30 protein-coding genes and 1 pseudogene are annotated in these 26,109 nt (G+C 43.1%); 29 read left to right on the top strand and 2 right to left on the bottom strand.

Annotated features, from left to right (window positions below; translation table 11 throughout):
• Window positions 1-29: 29 nt before the first annotated feature.
• Entirely contained in the window at window positions 30-494 is a 465-nt protein-coding gene (locus tag BIW15_RS11215) for a hypothetical protein (RefSeq protein ID WP_077281022.1), read from the bottom strand.
• 79 nt (window positions 495-573) lie between these two features.
• On the opposite strand from BIW15_RS11215, the pseudogene BIW15_RS25470 reads away from it, so the two are divergent.
• Together BIW15_RS25470 and BIW15_RS25325 are read left to right on the top strand one after the other, a co-directional pair.
• Window positions 574-816, top strand: a pseudogene (locus BIW15_RS25470) (endonuclease domain-containing protein); the annotation flags it as partial.
• A gap of 6 nt (window positions 817-822) precedes the next feature.
• Window positions 823-1,011, top strand: coding sequence for a hypothetical protein (locus BIW15_RS25325; RefSeq protein WP_256856988.1), 189 nt, complete (start codon window positions 823-825; stop codon window positions 1,009-1,011).
• Window positions 1,012-1,021: 10 nt separating this feature from the next.
• On the opposite strand, the gene BIW15_RS11225 is transcribed toward BIW15_RS25325, so the two are convergent.
• Window positions 1,022-1,288 carry a hypothetical protein gene (locus BIW15_RS11225; protein WP_077281024.1) on the bottom strand — a complete coding sequence of 89 codons (267 nt, stop codon included), beginning with the start codon at window positions 1,286-1,288 and terminating at the stop codon, window positions 1,022-1,024.
• A gap of 554 nt (window positions 1,289-1,842) precedes the next feature.
• Between BIW15_RS11225 and BIW15_RS11230 the strand changes: the two genes are divergently transcribed.
• The 27 genes from BIW15_RS11230 (at window position 1,843) to BIW15_RS11365 (ending at window position 26,052) form a co-directional block, all read left to right on the top strand.
• Window positions 1,843-2,955, top strand: a complete 1,113-nt coding sequence (locus BIW15_RS11230; RefSeq protein ID WP_077281025.1) for a hypothetical protein — start codon at window positions 1,843-1,845, stop codon at window positions 2,953-2,955.
• A gap of 107 nt (window positions 2,956-3,062) precedes the next feature.
• Complete coding sequence (locus BIW15_RS11235) at window positions 3,063-3,608, top strand: hypothetical protein (RefSeq protein ID WP_077281026.1); 546 nt, start codon at window positions 3,063-3,065, stop codon at window positions 3,606-3,608.
• A 33-nt stretch (window positions 3,609-3,641) separates the two neighbouring features.
• Complete coding sequence (locus BIW15_RS11240) at window positions 3,642-3,848, top strand: hypothetical protein (RefSeq protein WP_140289651.1); 207 nt, start codon at window positions 3,642-3,644, stop codon at window positions 3,846-3,848.
• A gap of 99 nt (window positions 3,849-3,947) precedes the next feature.
• A complete protein-coding gene (locus tag BIW15_RS11245) occupies window positions 3,948-4,187 on the top strand; it encodes a hypothetical protein (protein WP_077281028.1) in 240 nt (79 codons plus the stop codon).
• Window positions 4,184-4,420, top strand: a complete 237-nt coding sequence (locus BIW15_RS11250; RefSeq protein WP_077281029.1) for a hypothetical protein — start codon at window positions 4,184-4,186, stop codon at window positions 4,418-4,420. Before BIW15_RS11245 ends, BIW15_RS11250 begins: the two co-directional genes overlap by 4 nt.
• Window positions 4,408-4,815, top strand: a complete 408-nt coding sequence (locus BIW15_RS25475) for an HNH endonuclease (RefSeq protein WP_077281030.1) — start codon at window positions 4,408-4,410, stop codon at window positions 4,813-4,815. The genes BIW15_RS11250 and BIW15_RS25475 overlap by 13 nt, the downstream gene beginning before the upstream one ends.
• A 685-nt stretch (window positions 4,816-5,500) precedes the next feature.
• Window positions 5,501-5,827, top strand: a complete 327-nt coding sequence (locus tag BIW15_RS11265; RefSeq protein WP_077281032.1) for a P27 family phage terminase small subunit — start codon at window positions 5,501-5,503, stop codon at window positions 5,825-5,827.
• Between the two features lie 9 nt (window positions 5,828-5,836).
• Entirely contained in the window at window positions 5,837-7,537 is a 1,701-nt protein-coding gene (locus BIW15_RS11270; protein ID WP_077281033.1) for a terminase large subunit, read from the top strand.
• Window positions 7,538-7,545: 8 nt separating this feature from the next.
• Window positions 7,546-8,784, top strand: a complete 1,239-nt coding sequence (locus BIW15_RS11275) for a phage portal protein (protein WP_077281034.1) — start codon at window positions 7,546-7,548, stop codon at window positions 8,782-8,784.
• The gene (locus BIW15_RS11280) at window positions 8,774-9,520 is read left to right on the top strand and encodes an HK97 family phage prohead protease (protein ID WP_077281035.1); all 747 of its coding nucleotides are present in this window, start codon (window positions 8,774-8,776) and stop codon (window positions 9,518-9,520) included. Before BIW15_RS11275 ends, BIW15_RS11280 begins: the two co-directional genes overlap by 11 nt.
• Window positions 9,521-9,662: 142 nt before the next feature.
• On the top strand, window positions 9,663-10,748 hold the full coding sequence (locus tag BIW15_RS11285; RefSeq protein WP_077281036.1) for a phage major capsid protein: 1,086 nt from the start codon (window positions 9,663-9,665) through the stop codon (window positions 10,746-10,748).
• 64 nt (window positions 10,749-10,812) lie between these two features.
• Window positions 10,813-11,004, top strand: a complete 192-nt coding sequence (locus BIW15_RS11290) for a hypothetical protein (protein WP_077281037.1) — start codon at window positions 10,813-10,815, stop codon at window positions 11,002-11,004.
• Window positions 11,004-11,327: a head-tail connector protein gene (locus BIW15_RS11295; protein WP_077281038.1), complete on the top strand. Its 324-nt coding sequence runs from the start codon at window positions 11,004-11,006 to the stop codon at window positions 11,325-11,327. Before BIW15_RS11290 ends, BIW15_RS11295 begins: the two co-directional genes overlap by 1 nt.
• Complete coding sequence (locus tag BIW15_RS11300) at window positions 11,324-11,656, top strand: head-tail adaptor protein (RefSeq protein WP_077281039.1); 333 nt, start codon at window positions 11,324-11,326, stop codon at window positions 11,654-11,656. The genes BIW15_RS11295 and BIW15_RS11300 overlap by 4 nt, the downstream gene beginning before the upstream one ends.
• Entirely contained in the window at window positions 11,656-12,312 is a 657-nt protein-coding gene (locus BIW15_RS11305) for a hypothetical protein (RefSeq protein ID WP_077281040.1), read from the top strand. Before BIW15_RS11300 ends, BIW15_RS11305 begins: the two co-directional genes overlap by 1 nt.
• Complete coding sequence (locus tag BIW15_RS11310) at window positions 12,309-12,677, top strand: hypothetical protein (RefSeq protein WP_140289639.1); 369 nt, start codon at window positions 12,309-12,311, stop codon at window positions 12,675-12,677. Before BIW15_RS11305 ends, BIW15_RS11310 begins: the two co-directional genes overlap by 4 nt.
• 1 nt (window position 12,678) lies before the next feature.
• Entirely contained in the window at window positions 12,679-13,128 is a 450-nt protein-coding gene (locus BIW15_RS11315) for a hypothetical protein (RefSeq protein ID WP_077281042.1), read from the top strand.
• 82 nt (window positions 13,129-13,210) lie between these two features.
• Window positions 13,211-13,504 (top strand): hypothetical protein, encoded by a 294-nt coding sequence (locus tag BIW15_RS11320; RefSeq protein WP_077281043.1) that lies wholly within the window; start codon window positions 13,211-13,213, stop codon window positions 13,502-13,504.
• 23 nt (window positions 13,505-13,527) lie between these two features.
• A complete protein-coding gene (locus BIW15_RS11325) occupies window positions 13,528-13,944 on the top strand; it encodes a hypothetical protein (protein ID WP_077281044.1) in 417 nt (138 codons plus the stop codon).
• Between the two features lie 3 nt (window positions 13,945-13,947).
• On the top strand, window positions 13,948-15,822 hold the full coding sequence (locus BIW15_RS11330) for a hypothetical protein (protein ID WP_077281045.1): 1,875 nt from the start codon (window positions 13,948-13,950) through the stop codon (window positions 15,820-15,822).
• Window positions 15,823-15,897: 75 nt separating this feature from the next.
• Complete coding sequence (locus BIW15_RS11335; RefSeq protein ID WP_077281046.1) at window positions 15,898-16,476, top strand: hypothetical protein; 579 nt, start codon at window positions 15,898-15,900, stop codon at window positions 16,474-16,476.
• On the top strand, window positions 16,476-17,003 hold the full coding sequence (locus BIW15_RS11340) for a hypothetical protein (RefSeq protein ID WP_077281047.1): 528 nt from the start codon (window positions 16,476-16,478) through the stop codon (window positions 17,001-17,003). The genes BIW15_RS11335 and BIW15_RS11340 overlap by 1 nt, the downstream gene beginning before the upstream one ends.
• A complete protein-coding gene (locus BIW15_RS11345) occupies window positions 16,991-17,374 on the top strand; it encodes a hypothetical protein (RefSeq protein WP_077281048.1) in 384 nt (127 codons plus the stop codon). The genes BIW15_RS11340 and BIW15_RS11345 overlap by 13 nt, the downstream gene beginning before the upstream one ends.
• A gap of 2 nt (window positions 17,375-17,376) precedes the next feature.
• Window positions 17,377-21,636 carry a hypothetical protein gene (locus tag BIW15_RS11350; protein ID WP_077281049.1) on the top strand — a complete coding sequence of 1,420 codons (4,260 nt, stop codon included), beginning with the start codon at window positions 17,377-17,379 and terminating at the stop codon, window positions 21,634-21,636.
• A 67-nt stretch (window positions 21,637-21,703) separates the two neighbouring features.
• Window positions 21,704-22,105, top strand: a complete 402-nt coding sequence (locus BIW15_RS11355; protein WP_077281050.1) for a hypothetical protein — start codon at window positions 21,704-21,706, stop codon at window positions 22,103-22,105.
• A gap of 9 nt (window positions 22,106-22,114) precedes the next feature.
• Window positions 22,115-23,947: a hypothetical protein gene (locus BIW15_RS11360; RefSeq protein WP_077281051.1), complete on the top strand. Its 1,833-nt coding sequence runs from the start codon at window positions 22,115-22,117 to the stop codon at window positions 23,945-23,947.
• 41 nt (window positions 23,948-23,988) lie between these two features.
• Window positions 23,989-26,052, top strand: coding sequence for a pyocin knob domain-containing S74 family peptidase (locus tag BIW15_RS11365; RefSeq protein WP_179115274.1), 2,064 nt, complete (start codon window positions 23,989-23,991; stop codon window positions 26,050-26,052).
• Window positions 26,053-26,109 lie beyond the last annotated feature (57 nt).

Genomic DNA, 26,109 nt, shown 5'->3' on the forward strand with positions numbered 1-26,109 from the left:
TAGCCCCGTACATTTGGGGCTATTCAGGTCTATAGATTCCGACGAATCACTTCTTCATTACTCACGTAGCCATCATCTGGCGACCAACAAACAATGTTATCACCGTTACGGACATCGAAGTGAAACCATCCGATCCCGACTTCTAAGAAAGTGATAAATGGGAATGCGTCTGGGTTCTCTAAAACGTATTTTCGAACTTCGCTTGCTGAATAGTCTCTGAACTTACAGTCAGCAGCTCGACCGTATTTGTGCTGTGAACGACTAGCTTCGAACTTCGGCACTGAACCATAGAAAGAAACGTCGCGTAAACCGCTTTGATTGAACGAACCGCCCCAAGACCAATTGTTGATAGTACATGGCCCTAAACGTTTTCTGAGTGCGTCTAGCGTGCGTAGAAGACGGTCATCGAGCATATAGATAGCTTGTTCGCCGTGTCGTTGATAAGTCTCGCGAGATACGAGTTCTTTGACTGAAAAGTGCTGGCATTTGTACATGATAAGATCTCTTCTTGTAAAAGAAGTACTTATTTATTTGTTCTGGGACTAAATACTCTCATCAACTAACGGAAATCGTATGAGAGTATTAAAGACATCCGAGCGTAACGAGTTTAGGCATGAACTCGTTCGCAAGCAGAACCACAAATGTAAGTTATGTCAGACAGAAGTTACTGGGGAAGATAGTCATCTAGACCATGATCATTTAACGGGATATTGCAGATCGGCTTTGTGTCCTCGGTGCAATCGAGTTCTTGGGGTGATCGAGAGGTGGTCTCGCATTATCAACATGAGCTTGCCGAAGTGGTTAACTCAAATAGTAAAGTACTTGAGTACTGACTATTCAGATAATCCGATCTACCCAAGTCACCCAAACGACATGACGAAGAAGTTCAAGCGATTATCTAAAGCAGATATGATCGAACTTCTTGAAGACATCTATCCAGAAATGGATCTTACAAAATACACAAAAGCGCAGTTAGCCAAGCTATACTACGACTCTTGGAAAATAACATAATTTCTGTAGGCTACTTGTCGGTAGCCTTTTTCATTGCAGCTTGGATACGTTGATCAATATATTCTTCTAGAGCTAGTGATGATGCATCTTCTACTCGTGAATCACGAGCAACTTTTTCACAAACTGCCTCAAACGCAAATCTGCGTCCTTCCGCACCTACTTTAGACTTCATTGCTGCCCATTCGTGCAATGTTGTGACAGGTATACCGCTTTTTTCTGCAACTTCTTTAAGAGTACTTACCCCTACAGATTTGGCGTACTTGCTGGCATTTAACATTAATGTCATCTCCGTAATGTTGATCTAGACATGTTAGCACAAGGGAAAATCCCATTCTATGTATATTCGTGGCAATGCCGAGTCATTGAATTTTAGAGATTTTTCTGAAAATGGTTTTGAAAAGTGGGTCAAAAATTTTTTTTAAAAGATCGTACGGCAGATCTGAAAATTTGGCGTGCGTTTTTAGAACTTTTTAGGAAAGAGAGAGAAGAGTAGGGTAAACCGTATTTAAGCTAGATATATCAAAGGCTCAGGGCGTTTTTGTTTTTCTCGCTGTACTCTTATCTATATGTTTAAAAATAAGGTTTGACGGTAAAATAGGTAAAAAGTACTTATTTTTTACTTCTCGATATCACTTCAGCATAGGCACAGCAATGGTTGAAGCTATTTTTAACCATTTTTTCACCGTTTTTTAATTAGCGATCAAGATCACATTTAATTCATATTGCTACGATATTCGTACATTTTCGGTTGCTCATATTCGGTATTGGCTATTAAAGTTCATTACATCGAAGCGAAACACGCTTTCATTAACTCAACAAAGTGAGCACATTATGAAAAACGTAACTATGAAAGAAATTAAAGAATCTGGCGCAACTTTCGGTCAATTTCTAGGCTTTGACATCTACGGTCGGCTAGAAGCGGATGAAGTAGTTCTGACTGCTACGGTGATGCTTGAAGAAAACAGCGACGCTTCAGTACACGTTGCCGAAGTATCTTGCGACACAATGAAAGAGGCAAAACAGACGTTAAAAGAAGAACTACGCAACATCGAACACAATGCAAACGACATCAAAACGCTTGCTATTGAAAATGACTTTGTAGGTACATACGACGATTTGATCGAGCTTCTGAGCAACGAAGAAGAAAACACAGATACAAAATTGCGCTTGTGTGAGTCACCAGAACTAACCGAAGAACAAATGGCAATGATCGAAAGACAGACAGCTTTCGACAACGTGACAGAATCGAGAGCGAGAGAACTATTTGAACTAGGCACGCCAATTACGATTCGTGAGTCATACGGTGACTTTGGTCTTGAATACTCGCCGAGAGAATACAACGACTTTGAACAAGTCATCGATCTACTAGATTCACCGACTACTGCGTATTTCATGGTTGAGCCAGAAGCACATCAAAAAGCGAAACAATTAGAGCAACGAAATGCCGATGAGCAAGACTATATTGATAACCCACCAACGCCAGAAGAGTTGAAACAGCTTGATCAAGTCGTCGAAACTCTGAAGCAAGAAAACGAAGCGACAGAAACCTTACCAGAAGCTATTAAGAGCGCGATTAACGAGATCGAAGCTATGAGTACTACTGAAGCGCGTTTGAACGCTTACAAATCGTTTTACATCGAAACACACCAGAAACTAATCGAAGCAACTACGCCGAAACGTAGATCACGTGTAAGCAATCTTACCGTAGTAAGTAATGCGATCAAATCAACCGCATCTGCGCAACGAGGTGAAGAAGCTCGCCAACAGATTGAAAAAGATGCAATGAAATACATGGGAATGACTAACATCACGTTTGATCGTCGTGGCAAGTACAAAGATTGGTATATCTCAGCAACAGACGAACACGGCGAAGAAATGTGGCAGCGTCTAGATGCTTTCAAGAAAACATTACAAAAAGTGATGGAATTAGCAAATGAATCGTAAAACATGCGGTTATCGTAGATAAATCGGTTGATTGGCTTCGGTCATGGAGCCTGTTCTTAACTCATCGAAACGAACAACGATTTAAACAACTTGAAAGCGAGAACATTATGAACATCACAGTGGACTCAGTTTACAACACTATCAAAGTTAACATGTCTAACGCTATCGATGTGATCGAATTGACTACAGACTTAGACCACGACGATATCACAAACGAAATCTTGCGAGTTGCTCAAGATAACCAATGGGATACATACGATGTGATCTACTATCACGAAGCTTGGGAAATCGTATCTGGTAACGAATTCAACGCTTACGAAGATGAAGTTGATCTGTCACGCTGCAATACAGCACTAGAAGCAGTTATGGCAGAAGCTAACGCGACAATGAACAACGTATCACAATCAATGGCGCGTGAAGTCGCTGAAGAGCTTGCAACTGAAATCATGCATCTAATCGAAGCAGCTACAGATCTAGACTACGACGGCAAAATCACTATCTCGAATGGTTCAGTTTACGGTTGGGAAGTTCACGACTCAGAAACAGACGAAGGTGTTTGCATCTACAAAAATCTAGAAGGTGAGAAAGGTCTAACGGCAGTTGAGTACTGCATTGACGGCAGCACTTATGCTTCAGCTTGCTTTCACGCCTAACAATTCCATGATTCTAGAAAAATGGGTGGTATTATGAGATACGAAATCAACGTCGCCAAAGCATCAGGTAAAGACTGGACAGGTGAGAAGCCTTTGTACCGTCATTACTTCAGAATCGAAGTGCCTTATGAGAACAGAGAAGAAGTGTACAGGCAGATGCAAGAACACTATCCGTTGCCAGAGTACAGATTGACACTCTCAGAAGTGCGTACAGTCAGCACTACAATCTGGCAAGATTAATCAAAACTAACAACACACATGACCGCCTTATGGCGGTTTTGTCGTTTCTGCGATACTTACAGCGATAAATACTCATATTACTAACAAAGAGATAGCTATATGAGGTTTAACACACTAGAAGAGCTTGAGAGCTTCATTCTCCGCTTGAAAGCATCATACACGAACAAACACGGGCTAGACTTCGAAAACCCGTCTACAGAGCGTTTGAGAGACAAATTAATCGATATCAGATTGCAGCTTATCGCGGCAGAGTTTGAGCAGTCGATTGATCCCACAAATATCGATACCTATCTGTTTACCATCGAATCCCACCGAGCGCAGCGAGGCACAGACGTATGATCGAAGTGCTGAAGCTACACATCCCAGATACACATTCCCTGACTGCATTCTGTGAGCACTTGAGAGCGTTGTCAGTGCGTCACAACGTCGTAGGTAATGCAGTTGTATATGAGTACGACACGAAACAGGCAGAGAGCATCTACAGCGACGGAGAAGAGTGGCTGCTATATCAACCGGACGTTGTACTTGAGCACGTGACAGACTATGAAAGGGAACAGCTATGGCAAGATTAGAAAAGAAGCAACCATGTTGTGCACCTGGCTGTAGTAAGTACAGAGTTGCCAATGGCTACTGTGATGACCACCAGCACCTGCATACCGAAAGAGTAGCTAACAGTTTTGCAGCTAACGCGAAGAGAGTACGCGATAAATTCGGTTACAATCCCTACAGCACTGCACGCTGGCGAGCACTCAGGGAGCACGTGAGGCAACGTGATAAGAGTCTATGCCAAGCATGTCTCGAACAAGGTAGAGTTGTAGCTGGCAACGAGTTCGACCACATCATTGCGGTGATCAACATGACCGAACCTAATGAGCAGTTCTGGGACGCTGATAACATCAGATGTCTGTGCAGCGCGTGTCATGCAATAAAGACAGTGAAAGACCAGAAAGAAGCCCGTCAAGGGTAGCATTCACCGAATGTCCACAAAATCAGGCACTTATACTTAGTGACAATGTAACGCAACCGACGGGGGTCGTTTCAGGTGAGACGATCCCTCTGAGCACTCGCTGTGCCCTTTCCTCGCGAAAAAATGACATTTTCAGAATTATTTTTTTCAGTGTACTGACATTAGTGTGGGATATGTCAGTATGAGCACTGCATTATGTTAGACAATTCTGATATATTGTTTGTGCAAAATACAAAATTATAATTAAGGTTGGGTTGTGTCTGGGATACAAATAGATCGCTTGAAGTCATTACTTGAAGTCAATGAAGTGTGTCGTGCTGAAACGGTTGAAACAGGCTTAAAGTTATTTCACGGTTGGTGGGAAGGCTGTGTTTCTGTTGTCAGTAGTCTTATCGTTATTGATCATGAAATCGTAGCAATTAGCAACGACTGGTCTGAGTGTGATGTAGTAGAAGCGATACGGATCAAATCGAGACTTGTCATATCAGATAAGCTAAAACAAATAGAGTCATATCTATGAAAACGAAAGACGCATAAGCGTCTTTTTTTAGGCCTATCAATTAAGCATCACTGCCATCGGCATATTGTTTTTATCATTCTTGCAATCACACCTTATTGCCAATAGCCCCATTACGGGGCTTTTTTCGTTTTGATCTAAATACTTTCTTTTAATAAGAGAGTAATCATGGCGAAGATAACTAAATCTCCCCAGACTCGCCTTAACATTCTGTACGGTATGCTCGAAGAGTTATACGCACAACTTTCTGAAGAAGGAGTTGTGTACAGTACAACGTCTACACAAGGCGAAACTGTTCCAAAACAAAACCCCGCTTGGAAAGTCTTTCTAGAAATTAACCAAGAAATTCGAATGATCGAAGTAGAGCAGGGCAAGACTGCACTTGGTAAAGAACGTCGCAAGAAACTGGCAGCAGAAGCGAAGAAGCTAGAAGCAGAAGCTAATCAACTAGATGCGCCGAAAGACGAAAAAGTAACTCAATTCTTACTCTCTTAGGTGATCGCGATGAACATCATACTAAGAGAAATTGCAGAGCAAGCGTATACAGACGCTTTCGACTATGCAGAACAGATTCTAACGGGCGAAATTCCCGCTTGTAAGAACGTCATTAACGCAATGAAGCGATTCAAAGCTGATCTTCAGCGTTGTGAAGAACAACCCGATTATATTCGCTTTGACAAGCAGAAGGCACTTGAAGCACTCGCGTTCTTCAGCTCATTGCCGCATGTAAAAGGTGAGTGGTCAGGTAAACGCATTCACTTAATGCCGTTTCATAGCTTCATCATCGTCAATATCTATGGTTTCGAGCTAAAGCGCACTAAAGGTTGGACGCGTCGATTCCGAAAGGCACACCTTTCTGTACCGCGTAAATCAGCTAAATCGACTATGGCAGCAGGTATTGCGCTTAACGAAATGATGCGTGATTCGGGTGCTGAAGTTTATTCAGCGGCACGTACTCGCGACATGGCTCGAATTTGTTGGCGTGATGCGGCAGAAATGATCAACAAGTCGCCGATTCTGAAGCAGTTTTTTACATCGAACAAATCAATCATTGAGCAACGCAATGACAACAGCTTTTACAAACCATTGTCGTCTGATACGAACGTTCTTGATGGTTTGAACACGCAAGCAGCGATCATCGATGAGCTTCACTTACTTGATACAGAAGACATCTACGGTGTCATGGAAACATCAATGGGTGCTCGTCGAGAACCACTACTAGTATCGATCACTACTGCGGGATTCAATCTAAACGGTTTCTGTTATTCATTAGAGAAAGAATATCTTGAACCGCTACTACGTGGCGATACAGAAAACGATTCGTTCTTTGCATTGATGTATGGCATAGACGACGGTGATGACGTATTCGACGAAGCAACTTGGTACAAAGCAAATCCAGCACTCGGTATTTCAAAGTCAATCGATGACCTTAGAGACTTAGCTACTCGTGCGAAGCAGCAAGCAAGCGCACTCGTTCAGTTCAAGACTAAGCACTTAAACATGTGGGTTAGTTCTGGACAATCGTGGCTTGATATGGACGTGTGGAAAGCTGCACCTAAGTCATTACCAGACGAAGAACTGATTCATTACCCTTGTTACGTTGGCATCGACTTAGCACGTGAAACCGACTTTACCGCAATCGTAGCTGTATTCGATATTGGTGATGGTACTTACGACATTAGACCGCACATGTTGTTGCCAGAAGAATCAATTCACAAAGGTTCATCAACATACCAATCGTTACTTGCCAAGTTTGTTGAGAAAGGCGACATCATATTGACTGACGGTAATGTAATGGACGAAGAGACAATCGTTCAAACCGTTCAAAATCTCGCTACTAAATATTCGATAAGAGAAGTTGTATTTGACCCGCAGGGTTCAACTGGTACGCAAGTCAAATTGTATCGTGAAGGTTTTAATGTCATGACTGTTTCGCAGTCAACGAAGACGTTTACACCAGCGATGGTTCGTGCTGAAGCCCTTATTGTTTCTAGACGCTTACGTAACCCACGAAACAGTGCGTTCAACTGGATGATGGGTAACGTTGTTCTGAAGTATCCCGATGCTAAATCTTGCTACCCAGCTAAACCAACCGCAGAAGCAAAAATCGATGCACCAGTAGCAATGCTAATGGGGCTTAATCGTGCCTTGCTGAACGACGACGGCGATATCAACGACTTCATTAACAATCCAATCGTAATTTAGAGGTCAGCATGGGATTTTTCCGTTGGGCTACCAATATGTTCGGGGGTAAATCTACTTCTGTGCAAGGTGGTGGTCAAGTTAACTACCCAGACCAATACCTTCCGTCGCCAAAAGATATTAACGAAGACACGGCATTGCAACTTGCCGTTGTCTATCGCTGTATTGATTTGACTGCGAAAGCTATTGGTGCGATGCCGCTTAATGTCTACGAGACAAAGAACGGTATCAAGTCCCAAGTTAAAAACGACTTGTGGGACTTAATTCAGAATAAACCAAACCCACATATGACGGGACAAGAGTTCAGAGAAACGATGATTCTGAACTTGATGTTACACGGTAACTTCTACGCGCGAATTGCGCGTAACTCAGTCGGCGAACCAGTTGCGTTGTGGGTAATGCCGAGTCAAAGAACGTCACCGAATTTAGATAAGTTCGGCAACATCACTTACTTGGAAACTTATGAAGCTGATGGTTCGTTTGAAGAGCGTACACATAAGTTTAAAGACGTTTTACATATCAAAGGAATGGGTAACGGTCTGACAGGGCTTTCTCCGCTTGCTTATCATCGTTCTTCGCTTGGTACAGCGACTGCACAAGACCAATTTACGGGTGATTTCTATCGCTCAGGTGGAAAACCTGGTGGTGTGTTGTATCGCGACGGCGTTATTCCAGAAGCACAGCGTAAATCGCTAGAGCAGAACATCTTACCGCGCATTAGTTCAAACGGTGATGTAGGCAACCACGGCATTTTGCTGCTTGAAGGCGGGTTTAAATATCAACAGATACAGCTAACGCCCGAAGACATGAACACGCTTGCTTCTCGCAAGTTTCAGTCTGAAGAAGTTGCACGTGTATTCGGTGTGCCATTAGCACTACTGAACATGGGTGAAAACAGCGCAGCGCGTACAGACAAAATCGAAGACGTTTACCGTTCATGGGTAAAAACAGACTTGAAATCACTGATGACCAAAATCGTCAATGCAATTCAGTTCGATGTCATGACTCGTGAAGAGCGCAAGAAGTACACAGTCGAGTTCGAGACTGGCGCAATGTATGACTTTCCGACGTTATCAAAGTCAGTCAACGAATCGGTTCAGAACGGCGTACTTACGCAGAACGAAGCGCGTGAAAAGCTGAATATGCCACGTAAAGACGACCCTGAAGCAGACAAGCTTCGTCAGCAAATGCAAATGGTCGCTTCTGACGGCTCAACTTCAAATCAATCTGAGGAATCAAATGGAAATTAAAGAATTAGCCTTGTCAGAAGTCAAGATGCAGACAACTGGCAAAGATGGCTACCGTTTTAAAGGTTATGCATCTGTATGGGATGGGAAAGATGCGTACAACGATACGATCAAGCGCGGTGCTTATGCTGGCGTTATCGAAGCAGTAAAAGCAGGTACAGCAGAAATGCCGCTTTTGATGTTTGGTCACAAGCACAATGAAATGCCAGTCGGCAAAATCGTTGAAATGAAAGAAGACGATTACGGCTTGCTTATCGAGTGTGAGCTAACAAAAGGGCACTCAGTTGCAGAAGACTTAAAAGCAGCTATCGGTCACGGCACTATCAAAGGTCTATCTATCGGTTATTCGCTATCGAAAGAAGATTACGCAGTGAAAGAAGAAGGTGGTCGAGTGATTACGAACGTGACTTACTTGGGGGAAGTTTCGGTTGTGTCATTCGCAGCAGACCGCAAAGCAAAAATCGACTTGTTAAGCGTGAAAGACGCACTGCAAGAAGTGGATTCGCTGAAGTCTCTAGAAGCGTTTTGCCGTGCTGAGTTCAATTGTTCACGTGAAGTTGCTAAATCATTCGTAGCTCAAGCTAAGAACGTGATTCTTGCTGCAAACGATGAACAAGCAGAGATCGAGCGTAAAAACGCGGCTGAAGAGCAAAAATCAGCAGAAGAAACCGAAATTCTTACAGCACTTCTGTTGAAACATCGCCTTGCCTTAAACAGCGTCTTGCCTCATAGGCGCTGATTTTCCGTCTCTAAATACAAGCAAGAAACAAATCTGAAGCAGGTAGTCAGACCTGCGTATTTTTCCCTGTGTGATGCTGTGGATGCAACTCTGACAATTATTAAATCATATCCAAATTTAATTCAAGATACAAGGGAAAACTATGTCTAAAGAAATCCTAGACGCTATTGGTCAAATGGCGACTAAATCTGAAATCGAAGCAACTGTCGCGCCAGTAGGAGAAGAAGTTGCAGAACTGAAATCACGTCTTCGTGATATCGAAGCTAAAACATCTGCGGGTGATCTACACGGCGCAATTGCTGAAGCTAAATCAATCGGTGAACAGTTCGTAGAATCAGACGAATTCAAAGCTATTCGCGAAGGTAAAGCAACTCGTTCACGTATTGAAGTAAAAGCTGCAACTAACGCTTCTGCACTTACTTGGGACCAACGTTTGCCGGGTGTTGTAGCTGCACCACGTCAAGACCTAAGCATTCTTGACGCGCTACCAACACTAGCAGCAAATTCTCACTCACTACGTTATTTCCGTGAAGTACTTGACGGTGGCAACGCAGACGTTCGTGCAGATGAACTAGCAGCGTTCAAAGAAACTGATTACACGCTTGACGAACAGACTCTTGATATTCAAGAAGTTGGTCACTTCACTAAACTTTCTGGTCCGATGCAAGAAGACAACGCACTTGTTGTTTCTTTAATCAACACTCGTCTACCAGAACAAGTTGCTGAGAAGATTCAAGACCAAATCGTTAGCGGTACTGGTACTGCTGGTCAAGTTAAAGGTCTGACTCACACTGATAACCATATCGTGTTCACGCCTGAAGCGGGTGATAGCTCAATCGAATCTATCCGTAAAGCAATGGCACAAGCTGAAGCTGGTAAGTACAACCCACAAGTACTAATCATGCACCCACTCGACGCAGCAGCTTTCGATCTAGCGAAAGGTACTGATGGCCATTTTGTTGCAGCTTCTGTACGTGATGCAAACGGTGCTCGTATCTGGGGTCTACCAATCGTTAAGTCAACTGGTATCGCTCAAGGTTCATTCATGCTTGTAGATACTCGCTACGTATCTGTAGTTGCGCGCAACAGTATGACTATCGAATCAAGCAAATCAGATGGTACTGACTTCCAATCAAACATCACAACTGTACGTGCTAATCAACGTGTAGGTCTGATGGTTACTCGTAAAGAAGGCGTGATCTACGGTCAACTAGAATCAGCGGCTTAATCACACGTTAACTAACTGAATGCCTCTCCATCGGGAGGGGCGTTTTTGTTTTAAGGAGCACTACATGAAATGCAATTTATCGTTCGCGTGTGAGTTTGGTTCTTTTGATGTCGGTGATGAAGTGGAAGATGTTCGCGTTCTAAGCAAATACCCGAATTACTTTGCTTCTGCGCCAGTACTTGAAACTAAGCCAGAACCAGTAGCACTCGAAACTAAAACACCGAAGAAGAGAACGCGCAAAGCTAAGGCGGAGTAATGATTGAACTTTCAGAGATCAAGCTTCAGTGCCGAATCGAAATCGAAGATACCTACGAAGACCGTTATCTAGAAATGCTATTAAAAGCGGCGCAGTCGTACATCGATACTTTCTTGAATCAGAAAGTGCGCTGGGACGGTTCGACGGGTGATATCCCTTTGTACCATGACATTAAACTTGCAGCATTAATGCTAATTGGTCACTGGTACGAGAATCGCGAAGCTACAACCGCAATCAATCTAAAAGAAGTCCCGCTTGCTACGAACTGTTTACTTGAGCAGTACCGAGTTATCCAAACTGGTTACTTGAGGGATAGCGTATGAGAGCAGGGCGTTTAAGGCACAGAGTCGAGCTTTACGACATTGTAGAAGCACAAGACAAATACGGTGCGCCAACTAATTCAAGAGTCAAAGTAGGTCAGTTTCAAGCTGATGTTGAACACGAAAAAGAAGTCGTCGATGGAACTCTGCTTCGTCGAAACGTCGAAAGCGTTGTTTTCTTTTGCAGATACAACCGACAGATCAAAGGTCGTCGAGACACGATGTATATCGTGTTCGAGGGTGAAGAGTACGAGATTCAATCAGCAATAGACCCTGACTTCATGAAGCGCACGATGATCATCACAGCGAAGAAAGTCAAGGTAGGTCGTTAATGGCAATGACTAACAGCGGTATTGAAGTAAATGCAATACCAATCAACTTCGACCATTTGAACGAAGCACTCAAAGGAATGGCAGATCACGATACTCGTGGCAAAAAGTGGATGAAAGATGCATTCATGAGAGCGGGTACTGAAGCTTTCAAGCCAGTTGTTAGAGCATCCCGCTCATTCGCACCTCGTGGAAGAACAGGCAATACCAAGCGATATCTAACAGCGACTCGTGGTTATTACAACCATGAACCAAAAGTAGGTAAATCAGGGAAGGTAAATAAGAGTAGTCGAAATCAATACATGATCGAGACAACACTTTCACCGAAGTTCGACCAAGCAAACAGATCGAAAACATGGCGCGGTAAGTCATTGCGCTACCCGTTCATAAACGAGGTGGGTGTGCCGTCGCAGAAGTACGGGCGAATGAGTCGAGAACCATATCGAAACTTACACACTGTTCATAGGAAAGCACCGAGAAAAGCAATGGCATTCATGCATCGTGGCTTAGGTACTTCAGCAAATCGAGTCGTCAACATCTGGGCGAAGAGAATGAACTTCTACATCGGAATGTACGCGAAAACGACATACAAATCGTTGCGTGGTGCACGAACAAACTACATCAACACACGAGGCGGCAAAGGCAAGAAATGGCTTTGACATTAGTACACGACAAATTCAAAGCACTGCTTGATACAACGACAGGTGGCAGTGCTTATCCCGTCTATATCCCTCGACATGCTAGTTACCCTGCTTACGCATTCGCTCAAGACGCTTTGAGTAGAGATATAGATTCGCGACTTCGAGTTACATCGATCTCAACACATTCATTCACGGTGTTTGTAGCGCACGAAGAATATGCACAGTGCCATGCAGCGGCACAAGCACTTCTAAATAAGTTAGACCAGCATAGCGACTCAGACTTCGCTCTTGTGTTGGTAGAAGACTGCCAAGACGGTTTTGACCCCGACATGATGGTCTACATGAAAACGCTAACTATCACCATGAAACACAAGGAACAATAACATGGCAGGTTTAACTGACATTTCTCTTGGTAACTTCACCAAGGTTTATTACGAAGATCTTGATTCTGGTAATACAGAAACTGAGATCTCGAACGTGCAATCGTTTAGTCACCCATCCGATGAACGAAACATTATCGACGTACCGCAATACGGACAAACGTATCAACGCAAACTAGCAGGTTCAGCATCAACAGGTGCAGCAGAACTAGTTGTTAACTTCAACCCAGCAGACGCGACTCATCAATACCTACTTGCAGAGTACAAATCAGGTCGTATTCAGACATTCAAAGTTGAAGTTCTTGCGGATGAAGCAGGTACGGCGGGTTCTTTCTACACATTCAAAGGTCAAGTTGCGAGTAAATCAGCTTCTGGTGATTTCGACTCAGTAACAACTATCACTTTCAGTCTCTCAGTAGACGGTGCTCTAGGTGATTGGACTGATAACGCTTAATTAACCACTAAATAATTTCACAGAATATGCAGCCCTTCGTTTCTCTCTTTGCGTTGGGCTGCTCTTTAAAGAGGGATAAAAGATGAGCATTAAAGAACGTTTACTAAAACTCAAAGATCACATTCACACAGTCGAAATCGACGGTGAAAAGTACTACTACAAACACATGACTGCACCGCAACTTGCGATTGCTCAAAGCTGTAAATCAGAACAAATGAACAGTGCTGTTTTTGCACTATGCGCTTGTGAAGAAGACGGTTCACCGATTTTCACAATTGAAGAGCTAGACGAAGTAGAAGAATTGCCTATTAGTTTGGTTAGCAAAGTCGTTGATGCAATCTTCAACGGTAATGAAAAAAAGCCGCAAGACGCTTAATCGAACAACCAGACTACAAATTCATGCTCCAACTGGCAATAGCTACAGGATGGAGTCTCGAATACATTGAACAACTGCCTTTCGAAGTACTTGCCGAGTTCAAAGCACTGAACGCATGGCACCCATTTACTGATGACCGACAAGCACATCAGCTAGGGACAATTGCGTCTCTATTGTCGCATCAAGTCTACAAGAAAGGTTTACAGCCACATGAAATGTTCCCTTATTTGCAGAACGGTGTACCTGACTTCTTAGAAGATGAACGGGTATTCAAAGCACGTCAGTTAGTAAATCAGACCGTCATGATGCCTGATAAAGTTCGCGTTAAAGCGTTAGAAAACATCCGACAGAAAATTCGTGAAGAAATCGACATTGAGCAAGCAAACGAGTTTCCCGACTTGTACGTGGTCAGGGAGTTGAACAAGTTACTAAGGGAGTAACCAATGTCGCAACAATTAAGTCAAGTTAACGTTCGCCTGACGGCGAACAATATTGACTATATCCGAAAGCTAGTCGCAGCCCAAGAAGAGACTAAAAAACAAACGGGCAAAATGAGCAAAGAATTCAATACGATGCAAAAGCGTATTAAATCGGCTGCTCAGGGAATGGGTTATCAGATTCAAGATATTGCAGTTCAGGCTCAAATGGGTACTGACAATCTGATTATCTTAGCTCAACAGGGTCCACAAATCTTATCGCTACTTGGCCCAATGGGTGCGCTTGCTGGCGCAGGTCTTGCTATCGCGTCTGCAATGGGTATGGCTGCCAAAGCAGGTACAGACTTAGACGCAAGCAACGAATCGCTTGTTCGTTCAAGTAAATCTGTCATTGAAAAGCTACGCGAAATGGCTGACGAAGCTCAGTATCTGAATGCTGTTCAAGTTGAATACTTACAGAAGCAAGATAAAGCAACGATCAAATCACTGAACGATCAAATCACGAAACAGAAAGCTGTAAAGGAAACGATTGACCGTCGCGTACAGCAAACTGGTCGTTTGTCTAAAGAAGACCAAAAGCAGTATGAACAAGCTCGTGCTGCAATGAGCGTCTACGAACAAGACTTAAAAGAAGCAGAAAAACGTCATGATAGTTACAACAAAGTACTAAGACGTTCGATTGCTGCAAATGATGACGATATAGATTCGATCAACCGAAAGCACCACGCAATCGAAGACATGATTGATTCGTATCGCTTGCGTTCAGAGATTCAAGATAAATCAGCACGTCAACAAGCGATAGAAAATGCATTGTCTGAAGCTGGTTCTAATATCTTGCCAAAACAGCGCGAGCGACTTGTCCAGTATATCAATACGTTATACGACAAGATCGACAAGCAGAAAGCAGATGCCAAAGCAGTTAAAGATGCAGCAAAGGCAGAAGTTGAGCGTCAAAAGCAGCTTGCCGCAACGCAACGTGAACAAAAGAAAGCAGCAGCAGCTCAGAAGCGATTTAGAGAACAGCAAGCAGCAGAGTTAGTAAAGCAAGAGCAACAACGCTTAGAAGAGCGTAATAAGCGTCTAAATGAAGTAGCGAAGCAGATTGCAGAGCAACGAAAAAGCACGATGACGCCAGAGCAAATTGAACTGGAGAAGTTCAAACAGAACTCTGAGTTACTTCAAAACGAACTGTCTATGACCAAGCAATGGGAATATTCAGAACGTGCTCGTATCAATCAGTTGATGGAACAAGAGCAGCAAAGACATGCTGATTCGATGTCATTGATTAGTCGTCAACAGACAATGAATGACTTGAACAACATGAACACGTTTTTGTCTGGTATGTCTGACATTACGAGCAAGCTTGGCAATATCTCGAAAGAGAACGAAACACTTGCAAAAGTAGCATTCGTTGCCAACCAAGGCATTGCTATCGCGAACACTATTGTCGCAACAGAACTTGCCGCTGCTAAAGCACTTGCTTACACAGAGAACATGACATTACCGCAAGCTCTAGCTTCACAACAAGCAATTCGAGCTATGGGTTATGCATCTGCGGGTATCATCGCAGGTACGACAATCGGTGGGCTAGCTACTGGTCAGTATCACGGCGGCACAGACTCAGTACCTGAAAGCATGAACAACAAGTCGTTTCTTTTACGTGCAGGGGAACGTGTTGTACAGCCGAAAGCTAACCAAGATCTAACTGAGTATCTTGCTAATGCTAAGAACGGTAACAGTGATTCAGTGACCATATCTGCACCAATGACTATCAACGGTAACGTGACAGATAAAGCTTGGTTCGCTACAGAGCTTTCTAAGCACCGCAACTTGATAGCTGCAATGAACGACAAAGTTAAACGCGAACGTCCGAGACGCTAAACGTGGCTAATAAATCTAAGACTCCTTCGGGAGTCTTTTTGTTTCTCACTAAATAAAACAATAAGGGAGAAACAAATGACAACTCTACGTTTACCTGACGAAATCATAATTTCAAACGTGCAAATCAAGCACAACATGCCGAGCTTTAACACCGAATCAATATCTCTGAAAACACGTTCTCGTGATCGTGGATTACATCGTATTGAAGGCTCTTTTGATGTCTCTATTCAAGGGTTGAAAGCACAGAAAGCATGGACAGCATTCATGCTCAAACTACGTGGTCGATATAACACGTTTTATCTCGACTTACCGATGCACTTCAAAGGTGACATTTACAGAAACCCGACTCTAGCAAGCCCAGCAAATATCGGCGCTAACACGATAAACCTTGGTGGTTTGTTTACAGAGATATCAGCGGGCAGTTGTTTCACGATGCTTAATGATCCTAAGACCTATTTCGTAGTCGATGACGTTACGCGAGACGGTGTTGTAGAAATCTATCCCGCTTTGATGAAAGCGCAACTTGATACATCACCTGTTGAGTTCGTAGCACCGAAGATCACGTGTCGCCTAGATGATCAAATACCGACTATCGACTACTCAGAAAACGGCTTACTCGTTGAGACAACTATCAACTTTATAGAGGCAATCTAATGGACATCGTTTTAATTTCACTAGATATGACAGCCGCCCCAGCGGGTAGAGTTCATCGTATGTGTACAGCACCGTTCAACGTAACTTACAACGGTTACGAATATATCGGTATTGGCGACATCATCAATATTGATGATCTTGATTTGACCGCTGACTTAACAAGTATCGGTTTAAGTTTCACGCTAGGTGGTATCGACCCCGCTTACCGTAGAGAAATCGATAACAATGGGTTTAAACGAGCGCCGATTGAAGTGCTGCTTGCGACAGTGGCAGAAGGTACGAACGTAGTACCTGACAACACAGCAATTTTCTATCACAGAGGCACTTGCGATACGCCAAATACGTCAATTGACCACGATACAGGCACGCTTGTTATCAACATCACAACACAGTCAATGCTCGGAAATCTGAAGAAAATCCCCGACTTATGTAGAACAAGTCAAGCAACGCACACAGCAAGACATCCTGGTGATGATTTCTTCAAATTCGTAGCAACTACGGAGCAAGAAGAACTATGGATCTCGTAGCAATCAATACGGTTCTTAGACGTTATCGAAACAAGAAGCTCGTCTATGGCGAGCTTGATTGCAACCTAATGTTTCTTGAAATCTTCGAACCTGAGTTATTCAAAATCATGCAAGGTCGCTACACGACAACGAGAGGTGGCGCTCGTGTAGCGAAGAAAGAAACGGGACATGCCTCAGTCAAATCGTTCGTTATAGCTAGCGATAAATACAAGCAGAAATCATTCAACGCTATATCGGCGGGTGACATCTTGATCAACGGACTTCATGTAGCTATTTGCCTTGGTCATTACACGTTCAATCTCGACGGTGAAGTATTCAAATTAATCGAAACCAGACATTTCAAACACTGTTTGGTTTTTAGTAGGGAGTAACAATGGGACAAGCAGCTATACCATTTGTCGTAGCTACCGCAGTAAGTGCGGGTATCTCGATTTACATGGCATCTCAGTTTGATAACTCGGTCAACGATATAGGTACATCGGTTAATAAATCAGGTACAAGTGCAGCAAGAAACCCTGTTTATGGTACTTGCGTTGCAAATGGCATTCCTGTTTACAACAACGTACAGAACCGTAACCGAGCAAACCTATTAAATGTATTTGCATGTGGTATCGGTGTTACTGGTATTCGACAGTTATACATTGATGATGTCGAAGTACTAGGCAGTGATCTAGTTTCTCGTAGAGAAACCCCCGATGGTGGCACTAATCAGCTACGTTATGGTAGCAGTAGCTTGATCAATGGCTTTGAAAAACAATGTGAGATTCAATTGCGTGCAGGGTTAGACACTGGTGTTCCAATGCAACTAGCGATTGATTACGGCGATGGTGAATGGACCGATGCAATGCGTGGTGATCGCGTGTGTGCAGTCGCTATTCGATCTCGTCGTATTGTCGATGAAGAAGCTGTTCGTATTATGGCTGACCAATTCAAGGTTTCGATGCTTGTAGATGGTCTTCCTCTTTACGACCCGCGATATAATCAAATTGGCGAAAAGCAGTTCTATCATACAGCCCCTGATATTCCAGAAAATCATCGCGAATGTGGCCGTAACCCAGCATTAGCAATTTTAGATTATCTAACCAATGACTACTATGGCATGGGTAAACCGCTTGAATTCTTCGATATCGAATCATTCAAAGCTGCCGCTACTTGGTGTGATGAAAATGACTTTCATATTGATGGTCAGCTAGACAACACGCAAGAGTTCTCAAAGAACATTGATGATATGTTGAAATGTGCGAACTTGAGTCTAACAAACGGCGGCGATTTCATTCAGTTGCGTTATGAAGACGTAGAAATGCCAGTTCAAGATTTTGATGAGCACAACATCATCAATGGCACGCTAGAGATCACTGAACAAAACTCAAGTGACTACGCAAACGTCATAGAAGTTGAGTTTAAGAACACAGAGCTTGATGAAGAAAAAGATGTCTTTACGTTGCCTGAAGATGTAAATAGCGATCCGCAAATCATTGAAGATGGGTTCGTTGAATCGGTAACGCTATCAATGCCACTTGTTCGTTATGCAGGCTCAAAACGCAACGATACTTACTCTCCGATGAAAAAGATTGCTAACCGCGAACTAGCTCGTCGCAAGTATCAGAAACAAATAAGATTTGACGTAGATTTGTATGAAACACCAGTTCGTATCTTTGATATCGTCACAGTGACAGATGAAGAGCTAGGTTGGGAACAAAAAGAGTTTCGTGTTACCGCTATCGAACGTTCGCTATCAAGTGACCGATTCAACATTGCTACGATCTCTCTAACCGAATATGCAGACGAAATCTACTTGGGAACGAGAAATGGTGGGGGTGGTTCGGCGAAGCCAGTTAAGACCGAAGTATGTGCACCTACAAATTTAAACTTCAGCATCGAAGATTACACATCTCGTGGTTACGGAACATTGACTTGGAATCGAACTTGGTTTGAAGCTGATGCCGAGCTTCTTGTTGATTACAAGCGTTCAAGCGAATCTGCATGGACGCGCCTAGGCAGAACGAAAGATAGACTATGGAAAGTAGCTCGCTTGTTCCCAGATAGCTATGACTTCCGTGTCGCAACGCATTCGAATCTGTACGGTACGTCTGATTTTGTTCAAATCGACAATTATATTGTGTCATCGCTAGGTACGTTGCCCAATGTTACTGGCGCGGTAGGCGAGTTCGATGGTCTTGTTTGTGAATTCAAATGGGACGATATGCTTGACCGCCAAGTAGAGGGAGACTTTGAGGATATAAAGCTCGTTCGCGAGGTATTCAGCCATTATAGAGTTTCATTGTTCGACGTGAGTAATGGCGAGAGTCTGATAGATACGTTTACAACTGCTAATAACACGTTTACTTGGACTTATGAACAAAACGTCTCAGCGTCGCTTACACGAAGCTTGAGAGTCAAAGTTGAAATCGTTGCGATAGACGGTTCTATGTCTAACATCACGAGTTCAGCTACAGCAACAGCTATTAACGCTCAGTGTGATGTACCTACTGGATTAAACAATTATGGTCGATTGGGTGCAATTTGGTTCAACTACGACCCGAGCGCAGATTCTGATTGGTCTGGTACTGAAATTCACGTTTCAGAAACAGCAGGTTTTGTACCGTCAAGTCAAACACTAGCAGGTGTGCTTGGCAAACAAACATCATGGACATGGTATTACCCAGAAGGAACGCCAGACAACGAAATCAGGTACATTAAAATAGTTCACTTCGACTCCTTCGGCAGAGATAATATCAAGTTCTCGCCAGAACAAGCGATTCAGAATTATCACATCGATAATGATGCAACGCCTTTTGATGATACCGATTTACAGAATCAAATTGCAGCAAATGATGCAGTACTTGCGGCACATGAAGCTGAGTTAGGACAGCATGATGCACGTATGGATGGTCATGACAGTACATTAGCAAGTCACAACTTGCGTATGAATGATCATGATACGACTCTTGCTGCACATGAGACGACCATGAACAACTTGCAGTCTGATCTAGATGCAGCAGAACAAGCATTCAGCGAGCAGATACCTAATGTTTCAAATGAACTAAGTCAGCTACGCAATGCAGCTAACGCACCAACTTTACCGAGTGGAACACCGATTGATACACGTATCAACATCGTAGCTTCGCCTGATAAGACTGAAACAGCCGCTTGGGGCTTGTTTGCTAGTAATAATGGCAAATCGCAGTTTATTGTTGCAGCAGATGAGTTCATTGTTGCTGGTGGTAATAATGGCAATGCAGCAAACGATGATGTTGCTTTCTATTTCTCGAATGGTCAGTTGTTAATTAACAATGCGACAATCAAGAACTTAACGGCTTCGAACATCGCAGCAAACGCGATTAACTCAAGTCATATCGCAGCAGGTTCTATCGTTGCTAGTGACATAGCTTCAGGTACGATTACATCAACGCAACTTGCCGCAAATAGTGTAACTGCGAGTGAAATCGCAGCAGATGCCGTGACCGCTTCGAAGATTGCTGCGAACGCTATTACATCAAGTCATATTGCAGCAGGCTCGATTGTTGCCAGTGATATAGCTACAGGTACTATTACTGCAACACAACTTGCAGCGAATAGTGTCACTGCTTCAGAAATCGCTACAAATGCGGTAACGGCTAATAAAATCGCAGCGGGTTCTATTACAGCAGCCAAGATTTCATCTGGTGCTATTACTGCAAGTAAAATATCGGCTGATGCAATCAATGGATCACATGTCAGTGCATCAAGCGATATCGTTGTTGGTTCTGGTCATGACATTGTACGTTTGAATGGCTCTGACTCGACTTGGCGTATAGCTGCGGGTAATGCATCTATGTCGTCTTCTCCGTTTAGAGTCGATAAAGACGGTAAGATGTACGCGACTAATGCTGTTGTTTCAGGCTCGGTAACGGCAACGGGTGGTCGTATCAGCGGTTCTTTGTATGTAGGTACTGGAAACAACTCTAGTGATTACACTGTTTGGTACGGAAACAAGCATCCGAATACCAACGGCGAGTCATTCAGAATGGTCAGTGATGGTAAGTATCGTCTTCGTCAATGGTATAACGGACGAACTATTTGGTATCAGAACGATGGCTCAAGTTACTTCTTAGATGTAAACCCAGCCGCAAACACTGCGAAGTTCTACGGAACAGTACAAGCAGAAAAAATTGTCGGCGATATCGTCTCTGCAACAGCTAAAGACATGAATTACCGCAGCAGTAATGCGTCTGTGTCGAGATATTCATGGTTGAATGTTACGCAAGTAACAATAAGTAACTCAAGACCTTATGATCGAACATTGATTATTGAACCGATGAACATCGATTCTATCTTTGTCACGATCTACTCGAATTCAGATGGACAGTACGATGCTATCTATCGTCTGGTTGATGAAAACGGAACCGTTTTCTTCGAAAGTCGAATAGATAATAAGTTTTTCACTGGTAGCACACCACCTTATAAAGCAAGTCCGTCAGTTAGAAGAGTATTTGCTAGTATCCCTGCATATACTCCAGCGGGTGTACTGTACCTTCAGTTTAGATGTACGTCGCGAGATACATTATCAACGCATATTGATTACGACGGTGACAGAAGACTTAATCATAAACTGACTGCTCAGTTGTTCCAAAACAGTAATGAAATCCACTAATTGAAAGACTCCTTCGGGAGTCTTTTTTGTTTCTTCTAAATAAACGTATCAGAGGAGAAACAAGCAAATGGCAAAGATTACTGAACATATCACCGAAACTCGTGGTGATACCATTTTTAGTCCAACGTGGTTCATTCTTGTCGAAGATTTACCGCCAAATGTAACTTATCAAGAAATCGTAACTGGTATTGCTAATGGCACATATACGCCAGTTGACCTAACAGCATACGAAATTAAAGGGCAGGTTCGAGCAACACCCCAAGGTACGGTCGTTCTTGACTTACCGCTAGTCGTTACAGACGACTACAAGCTTTCATTCACGATCCCCGCTGAAATCACCGCAGCATTTACAAACGAAAATCAAAGCTACGGCTACGACATTCAGTTCAAAACAATTGCGGACGGCACAGTAAAAACTTGGATCGCTGGAAAACTAACAATCACAACTGATTACACATACACAGAATAAGGGGGCGACATGCCATCATTTGTCAGTGTGAAGTCTCCGAACTTCGGTTCAGTGGCTCAGATCAACAAAGAAGAAATTACAAACGTTTACAAGCTCGATAATGCTGATATTCAAAGTTACTACAACGAGCAATCGCGAGAATATCGCGACAAAGCACATCTGTGGGCTGAAGAGTCAGAAAACGTTGAAGTTCAACCAAACGAATATTCAGCGAAGCATTACAGCTTGAAATCACGTCAAGCAGCGAATGATGCGTCATTTGCACAAACTAAAGCAGAACAAGCACAAGCATTGTCAGAAAGCGCAGAAGAAGCGGCAGCACTAAGTGAAGTTAATGCATCAACGAGTGAAGCCAATGCCAAATCTAGCGAAACAAGTGCAGCAGAATCGGCTTCAGCAGCGTCACTAAGTGAATCTAATTCAAAAGTTAGCGAACTTGCTGCTAAGGATAGTGAAAATGCTTCAGCCACTAGTGAAGCAAATGCTAAAGCTAGTGAGTCAGCAGCAGCTACAAGCGAAACAAATGCTAAAACAAGTGAACTTGCTGCAAAGTCATCTGCGACTAATGCCGATACGTCTGCATCTGAAGCGAGAGCTGATGCTATTAGAGCAGAAATCGCTGCGGACGCAGCCGCTAGTGCTTTATCACCTAAAGGGGATTGGGATGCCTCGACAGGTCTATTTCCATCGCCAGCAATGTCACCAGAGCGTGCAGATTTTTATCAAATTTCTGTAGCGGGAACGATGACTAACTCGAATGCAGCGCAGCCTGATATCTCAGTCGAAGTTGGTGATCAATTGTATTGGAATCTTGAGAAGGACATCTGGTACAAAATTGATAACACCGATTTGGTTCGCACAGTAGACGGAATGCAGGGTGATGTCGTAATCGACAAATATACAAAAGCAGAAGTCAATGCAATTGAATCGGGATTACAGAATCAAATTGACACAATCACTCCAACATCTATCGGTGCTTTACCTGTAAACGGTACGGCGAACAAAGCTGATAAATGGACTAATGCTCGCAAAATCACTCTAAACGGCGACGCGAGTGGTATGGTATCGATTGATGGTAGTTCAGACGTTACTTTGAATGTCACTGTAGCAAATGATTCACACACTCATGATGACCGCTATTACACAGAAAGTGAAGTAGATGCTATCGAGAGCGTATTGCAAAGCCAGATTGATAATCGTATTGATAAGGATACAACTAGCCTTTCTTCTACAGAAGTAGATGGTTTATTTGCTGCTGGTAAGATTGAGATTGAACGTACCGATTCAAATCTACCGGGTTTAAGTGGTTCACGTTCTATACTGCATTTACCGAATGGTCAAGGTGGGTTTCAGTTAGCAGCTCGTAGTATTGGTTCAGAGATCCATGTGCGTTCTGCGAATGCAGGGGATGGGACTATTGGCCCATGGGAACGAATCTATACAACAGGGTATAAACCTTCACCGTCTGATATTGGTGCTTTGCCTGACAGTGGTACGGCAGTAGCTGCTGATAAATGGTCAACACCTCGAACCATTACAGTAGATGGTGATGTAGATGGTTCAGTTACTATTGATGGTTCATCTAATGAAACAATTACTACAGAAGTAAACCCATACATCGTATGGAAAGTAGGCACAGTTGATATTACTGATGATGATGTACGTAGCGTTTACTTTATTTTAGATGATTACGATGGAAACGGTTTTTCCGGTAAATTAATTAGCCATCGCAGAACGGCAACACTTGTTCATTTAACTTTGATGTACATGCGATCAAGCAAACTACAGCAGGAGATAATGGTTCATATCATGCTACGGGTACTATCGCTCAAGATAGTCTAGAAGTTTCTATTGTACGTGTGATGTATGAAGGTGTTGAGAAGTTGGCATTGAAATTTGCTGATGTTCCTCGGTTCCATAAACCAGCACGTTTCTCTTTCTTCAATGCAGCATCTGGAGCAGAAAGCCATGATGTTATTTGTGTCACTGATGACAAGATTACGTCAGAATCAGCAGTAGTTGTATCCCAGAGTTCATTTAAGAAAACCTATGGTGTTAACAATACCTACTTGTCTGGTTCACTGACTGTAACGGAAGGTATTACATCTAAGGAAATCAAACATCCAGATAACCCGAGTGAACATGGTACTTACCTATATTCATCGGGATATACCTTTGTTACAGCTAATGAAGGCAATATTGAGTTGCGTCCCAAAGGTCTAACGGATTCTTCAAAACGTTGGACTATAGATAGTAGTGGTAGAGTAGTTCAATACCATAATGGCGGTTCTGCTTTTAAATTCCGTGATGGAGTAAATTCAGGTACTGGTACATCTTCTTTTATGGAATGGGAACACGATGATGGTGTTCGTCGTGGTTACTTGGGTTACGGTACAGCTAGCAACAACCACATGACATGGAGTAATAACGAAGGTTCTAATGCTATTACTCTTGCAGATAGTGGACGTATTACTTTTAATCCTGGTTCAGATGATGCTGTAGACATGGAGACTTCTGCTCTGTACTACGGACGCAGTTACTGTAATTCGGCTGCGGGTGGTTCATGGGGACATGGGTCATATGCTGCTACCGCCCTGTTAAATACGAACTCAGGTTTAGCCTATAACGTATTCAAGATGGGTGCTGATGGCCCTAAGATGCAAGCATTAGGTGAAGGTGGTAGTACTGTTCGTTTGTACCCAGAAGGCGGTAGTTCAAACTTTATAGCGTGGCAACCGCATAACATGACCCATTACTATACTGGTAATACTAGTATGAGTTGGGATATGCAGGCGCAAGCTAACAATGTAAATACATCTCTTAGGTTACGAGAATCTAATGGCGTACATGGTACTGAGTTTGGTTACGCAGGCGCATCTAGTACAAATGAGTTTTTTCTTAACATGCGTGAAAATAGCGTAGATAAACGTGCATTTAGTATCTATCGTGACCGTAGTCGTGCAATCTTCAATACTAACCGTTTGGATGTTGAATCTAGTGGTGCTGAGAAGATGCTTCTGTACCGTTCAGACGGTGATGCTAACGTAAACATCCGTTACTCAAGTAACTCAGGTACTGATGTATGGGCAGGTAAGACTACAGATAACTTTGCTATTGGTAATGCTTCTGACCTATCTTCATCAAGTAACCAATGGATGATTATTGGTGCACCAGCCGCTACGTTCCGAGTACCTGTTGTACTAGATGGGGGGTCGCCTTCAGGCAGTCATGCTATTCGTCGTGATTGGGCTGAAGATAACTTGTTCCGTCGTAGTGTACAAAGTGTTACTTCACAGGATTGGAATACTTTATATAAATCTGGACACTCTTCTGTTAACGGTACCTCTGGTTCTAATCGACCAGCTACGACATTAGTAGGCGGTTCATACTCATATGGTTGTCTGTTAGCCATGTCGCATACTAATACGAACAGTGGTGTGAAGACTCAGCTTTACTTCCCACACAACCAGACTTCACCAGACGTATCATCACGTCTACCAGTGTACCGTACAGGTTATACCGGTGATTACGGTAACTGGCGTAATCTGTTAACGCTGCAATATGCTGATAACCGATACACTCAGACCTCTTCTGATGAACGTTTGAAGACTGACATTGAAGAAGTAAAAGGTGCGTTGGACTTAGTGAACCAAATTGGTTCTTACTCATACATCAAAGAAAATGCTGAGATTACTCAGATGATCGATGAAGATGGTGAGTATACAGGTTCAGAAGAACACTATCGTTTTGAGATGGGTTTCATTGCTCAAAAAGTTGAGAAAGTGCTACCTCATCTTGTGAAGGAAGATGCTCGTGGTTACAAAGCTATTAGGTCTGATGACAACACCTTGCTTGCGGTAGCTTACCAAGCTATACGCGAAGTTTCACTTGAGAACCAAGAACTGAAAGAACGTCTAGCAGCTATCGAAGCTAAGCTAGAACTTTAATGACAAAGCTCCTTCGGGAGCTTTTTTGTTATTAATGATCGCGACCTTTTTTGTTTC

Origin of the sequence: Vibrio sp. SALL6, assembly GCF_002002385.1 — a bacterium.
Classification (GTDB): domain Bacteria; phylum Pseudomonadota; class Gammaproteobacteria; order Enterobacterales; family Vibrionaceae; genus Vibrio; species Vibrio parahaemolyticus.

Coding starts and splice junctions, on each gene's coding strand:
- BIW15_RS11215 (WP_077281022.1), bottom strand. CDS start 494: ATGTACAAATGCCAGCACTTTTCAGTCAAAGAACTCGTATCTCGCGAG.
- BIW15_RS11225 (WP_077281024.1), bottom strand. CDS start 1,288: ATGTTAAATGCCAGCAAGTACGCCAAATCTGTAGGGGTAAGTACTCTT.
- BIW15_RS11230 (WP_077281025.1), top strand. CDS start 1,843: ATGAAAAACGTAACTATGAAAGAAATTAAAGAATCTGGCGCAACTTTC.
- BIW15_RS11235 (WP_077281026.1), top strand. CDS start 3,063: ATGAACATCACAGTGGACTCAGTTTACAACACTATCAAAGTTAACATG.
- BIW15_RS11240 (WP_140289651.1), top strand. CDS start 3,642: ATGAGATACGAAATCAACGTCGCCAAAGCATCAGGTAAAGACTGGACA.
- BIW15_RS11245 (WP_077281028.1), top strand. CDS start 3,948: ATGAGGTTTAACACACTAGAAGAGCTTGAGAGCTTCATTCTCCGCTTG.
- BIW15_RS11250 (WP_077281029.1), top strand. CDS start 4,184: ATGATCGAAGTGCTGAAGCTACACATCCCAGATACACATTCCCTGACT.
- BIW15_RS25475 (WP_077281030.1), top strand. CDS start 4,408: ATGGCAAGATTAGAAAAGAAGCAACCATGTTGTGCACCTGGCTGTAGT.
- BIW15_RS11265 (WP_077281032.1), top strand. CDS start 5,501: ATGGCGAAGATAACTAAATCTCCCCAGACTCGCCTTAACATTCTGTAC.
- BIW15_RS11270 (WP_077281033.1), top strand. CDS start 5,837: ATGAACATCATACTAAGAGAAATTGCAGAGCAAGCGTATACAGACGCT.
- BIW15_RS11275 (WP_077281034.1), top strand. CDS start 7,546: ATGGGATTTTTCCGTTGGGCTACCAATATGTTCGGGGGTAAATCTACT.
- BIW15_RS11280 (WP_077281035.1), top strand. CDS start 8,774: ATGGAAATTAAAGAATTAGCCTTGTCAGAAGTCAAGATGCAGACAACT.
- BIW15_RS11285 (WP_077281036.1), top strand. CDS start 9,663: ATGTCTAAAGAAATCCTAGACGCTATTGGTCAAATGGCGACTAAATCT.
- BIW15_RS11290 (WP_077281037.1), top strand. CDS start 10,813: ATGAAATGCAATTTATCGTTCGCGTGTGAGTTTGGTTCTTTTGATGTC.
- BIW15_RS11295 (WP_077281038.1), top strand. CDS start 11,004: ATGATTGAACTTTCAGAGATCAAGCTTCAGTGCCGAATCGAAATCGAA.
- BIW15_RS11300 (WP_077281039.1), top strand. CDS start 11,324: ATGAGAGCAGGGCGTTTAAGGCACAGAGTCGAGCTTTACGACATTGTA.
- BIW15_RS11305 (WP_077281040.1), top strand. CDS start 11,656: ATGGCAATGACTAACAGCGGTATTGAAGTAAATGCAATACCAATCAAC.
- BIW15_RS11315 (WP_077281042.1), top strand. CDS start 12,679: ATGGCAGGTTTAACTGACATTTCTCTTGGTAACTTCACCAAGGTTTAT.
- BIW15_RS11320 (WP_077281043.1), top strand. CDS start 13,211: ATGAGCATTAAAGAACGTTTACTAAAACTCAAAGATCACATTCACACA.
- BIW15_RS11325 (WP_077281044.1), top strand. CDS start 13,528: ATGCTCCAACTGGCAATAGCTACAGGATGGAGTCTCGAATACATTGAA.
- BIW15_RS11330 (WP_077281045.1), top strand. CDS start 13,948: ATGTCGCAACAATTAAGTCAAGTTAACGTTCGCCTGACGGCGAACAAT.
- BIW15_RS11335 (WP_077281046.1), top strand. CDS start 15,898: ATGACAACTCTACGTTTACCTGACGAAATCATAATTTCAAACGTGCAA.
- BIW15_RS11340 (WP_077281047.1), top strand. CDS start 16,476: ATGGACATCGTTTTAATTTCACTAGATATGACAGCCGCCCCAGCGGGT.
- BIW15_RS11345 (WP_077281048.1), top strand. CDS start 16,991: ATGGATCTCGTAGCAATCAATACGGTTCTTAGACGTTATCGAAACAAG.
- BIW15_RS11350 (WP_077281049.1), top strand. CDS start 17,377: ATGGGACAAGCAGCTATACCATTTGTCGTAGCTACCGCAGTAAGTGCG.
- BIW15_RS11355 (WP_077281050.1), top strand. CDS start 21,704: ATGGCAAAGATTACTGAACATATCACCGAAACTCGTGGTGATACCATT.
- BIW15_RS11360 (WP_077281051.1), top strand. CDS start 22,115: ATGCCATCATTTGTCAGTGTGAAGTCTCCGAACTTCGGTTCAGTGGCT.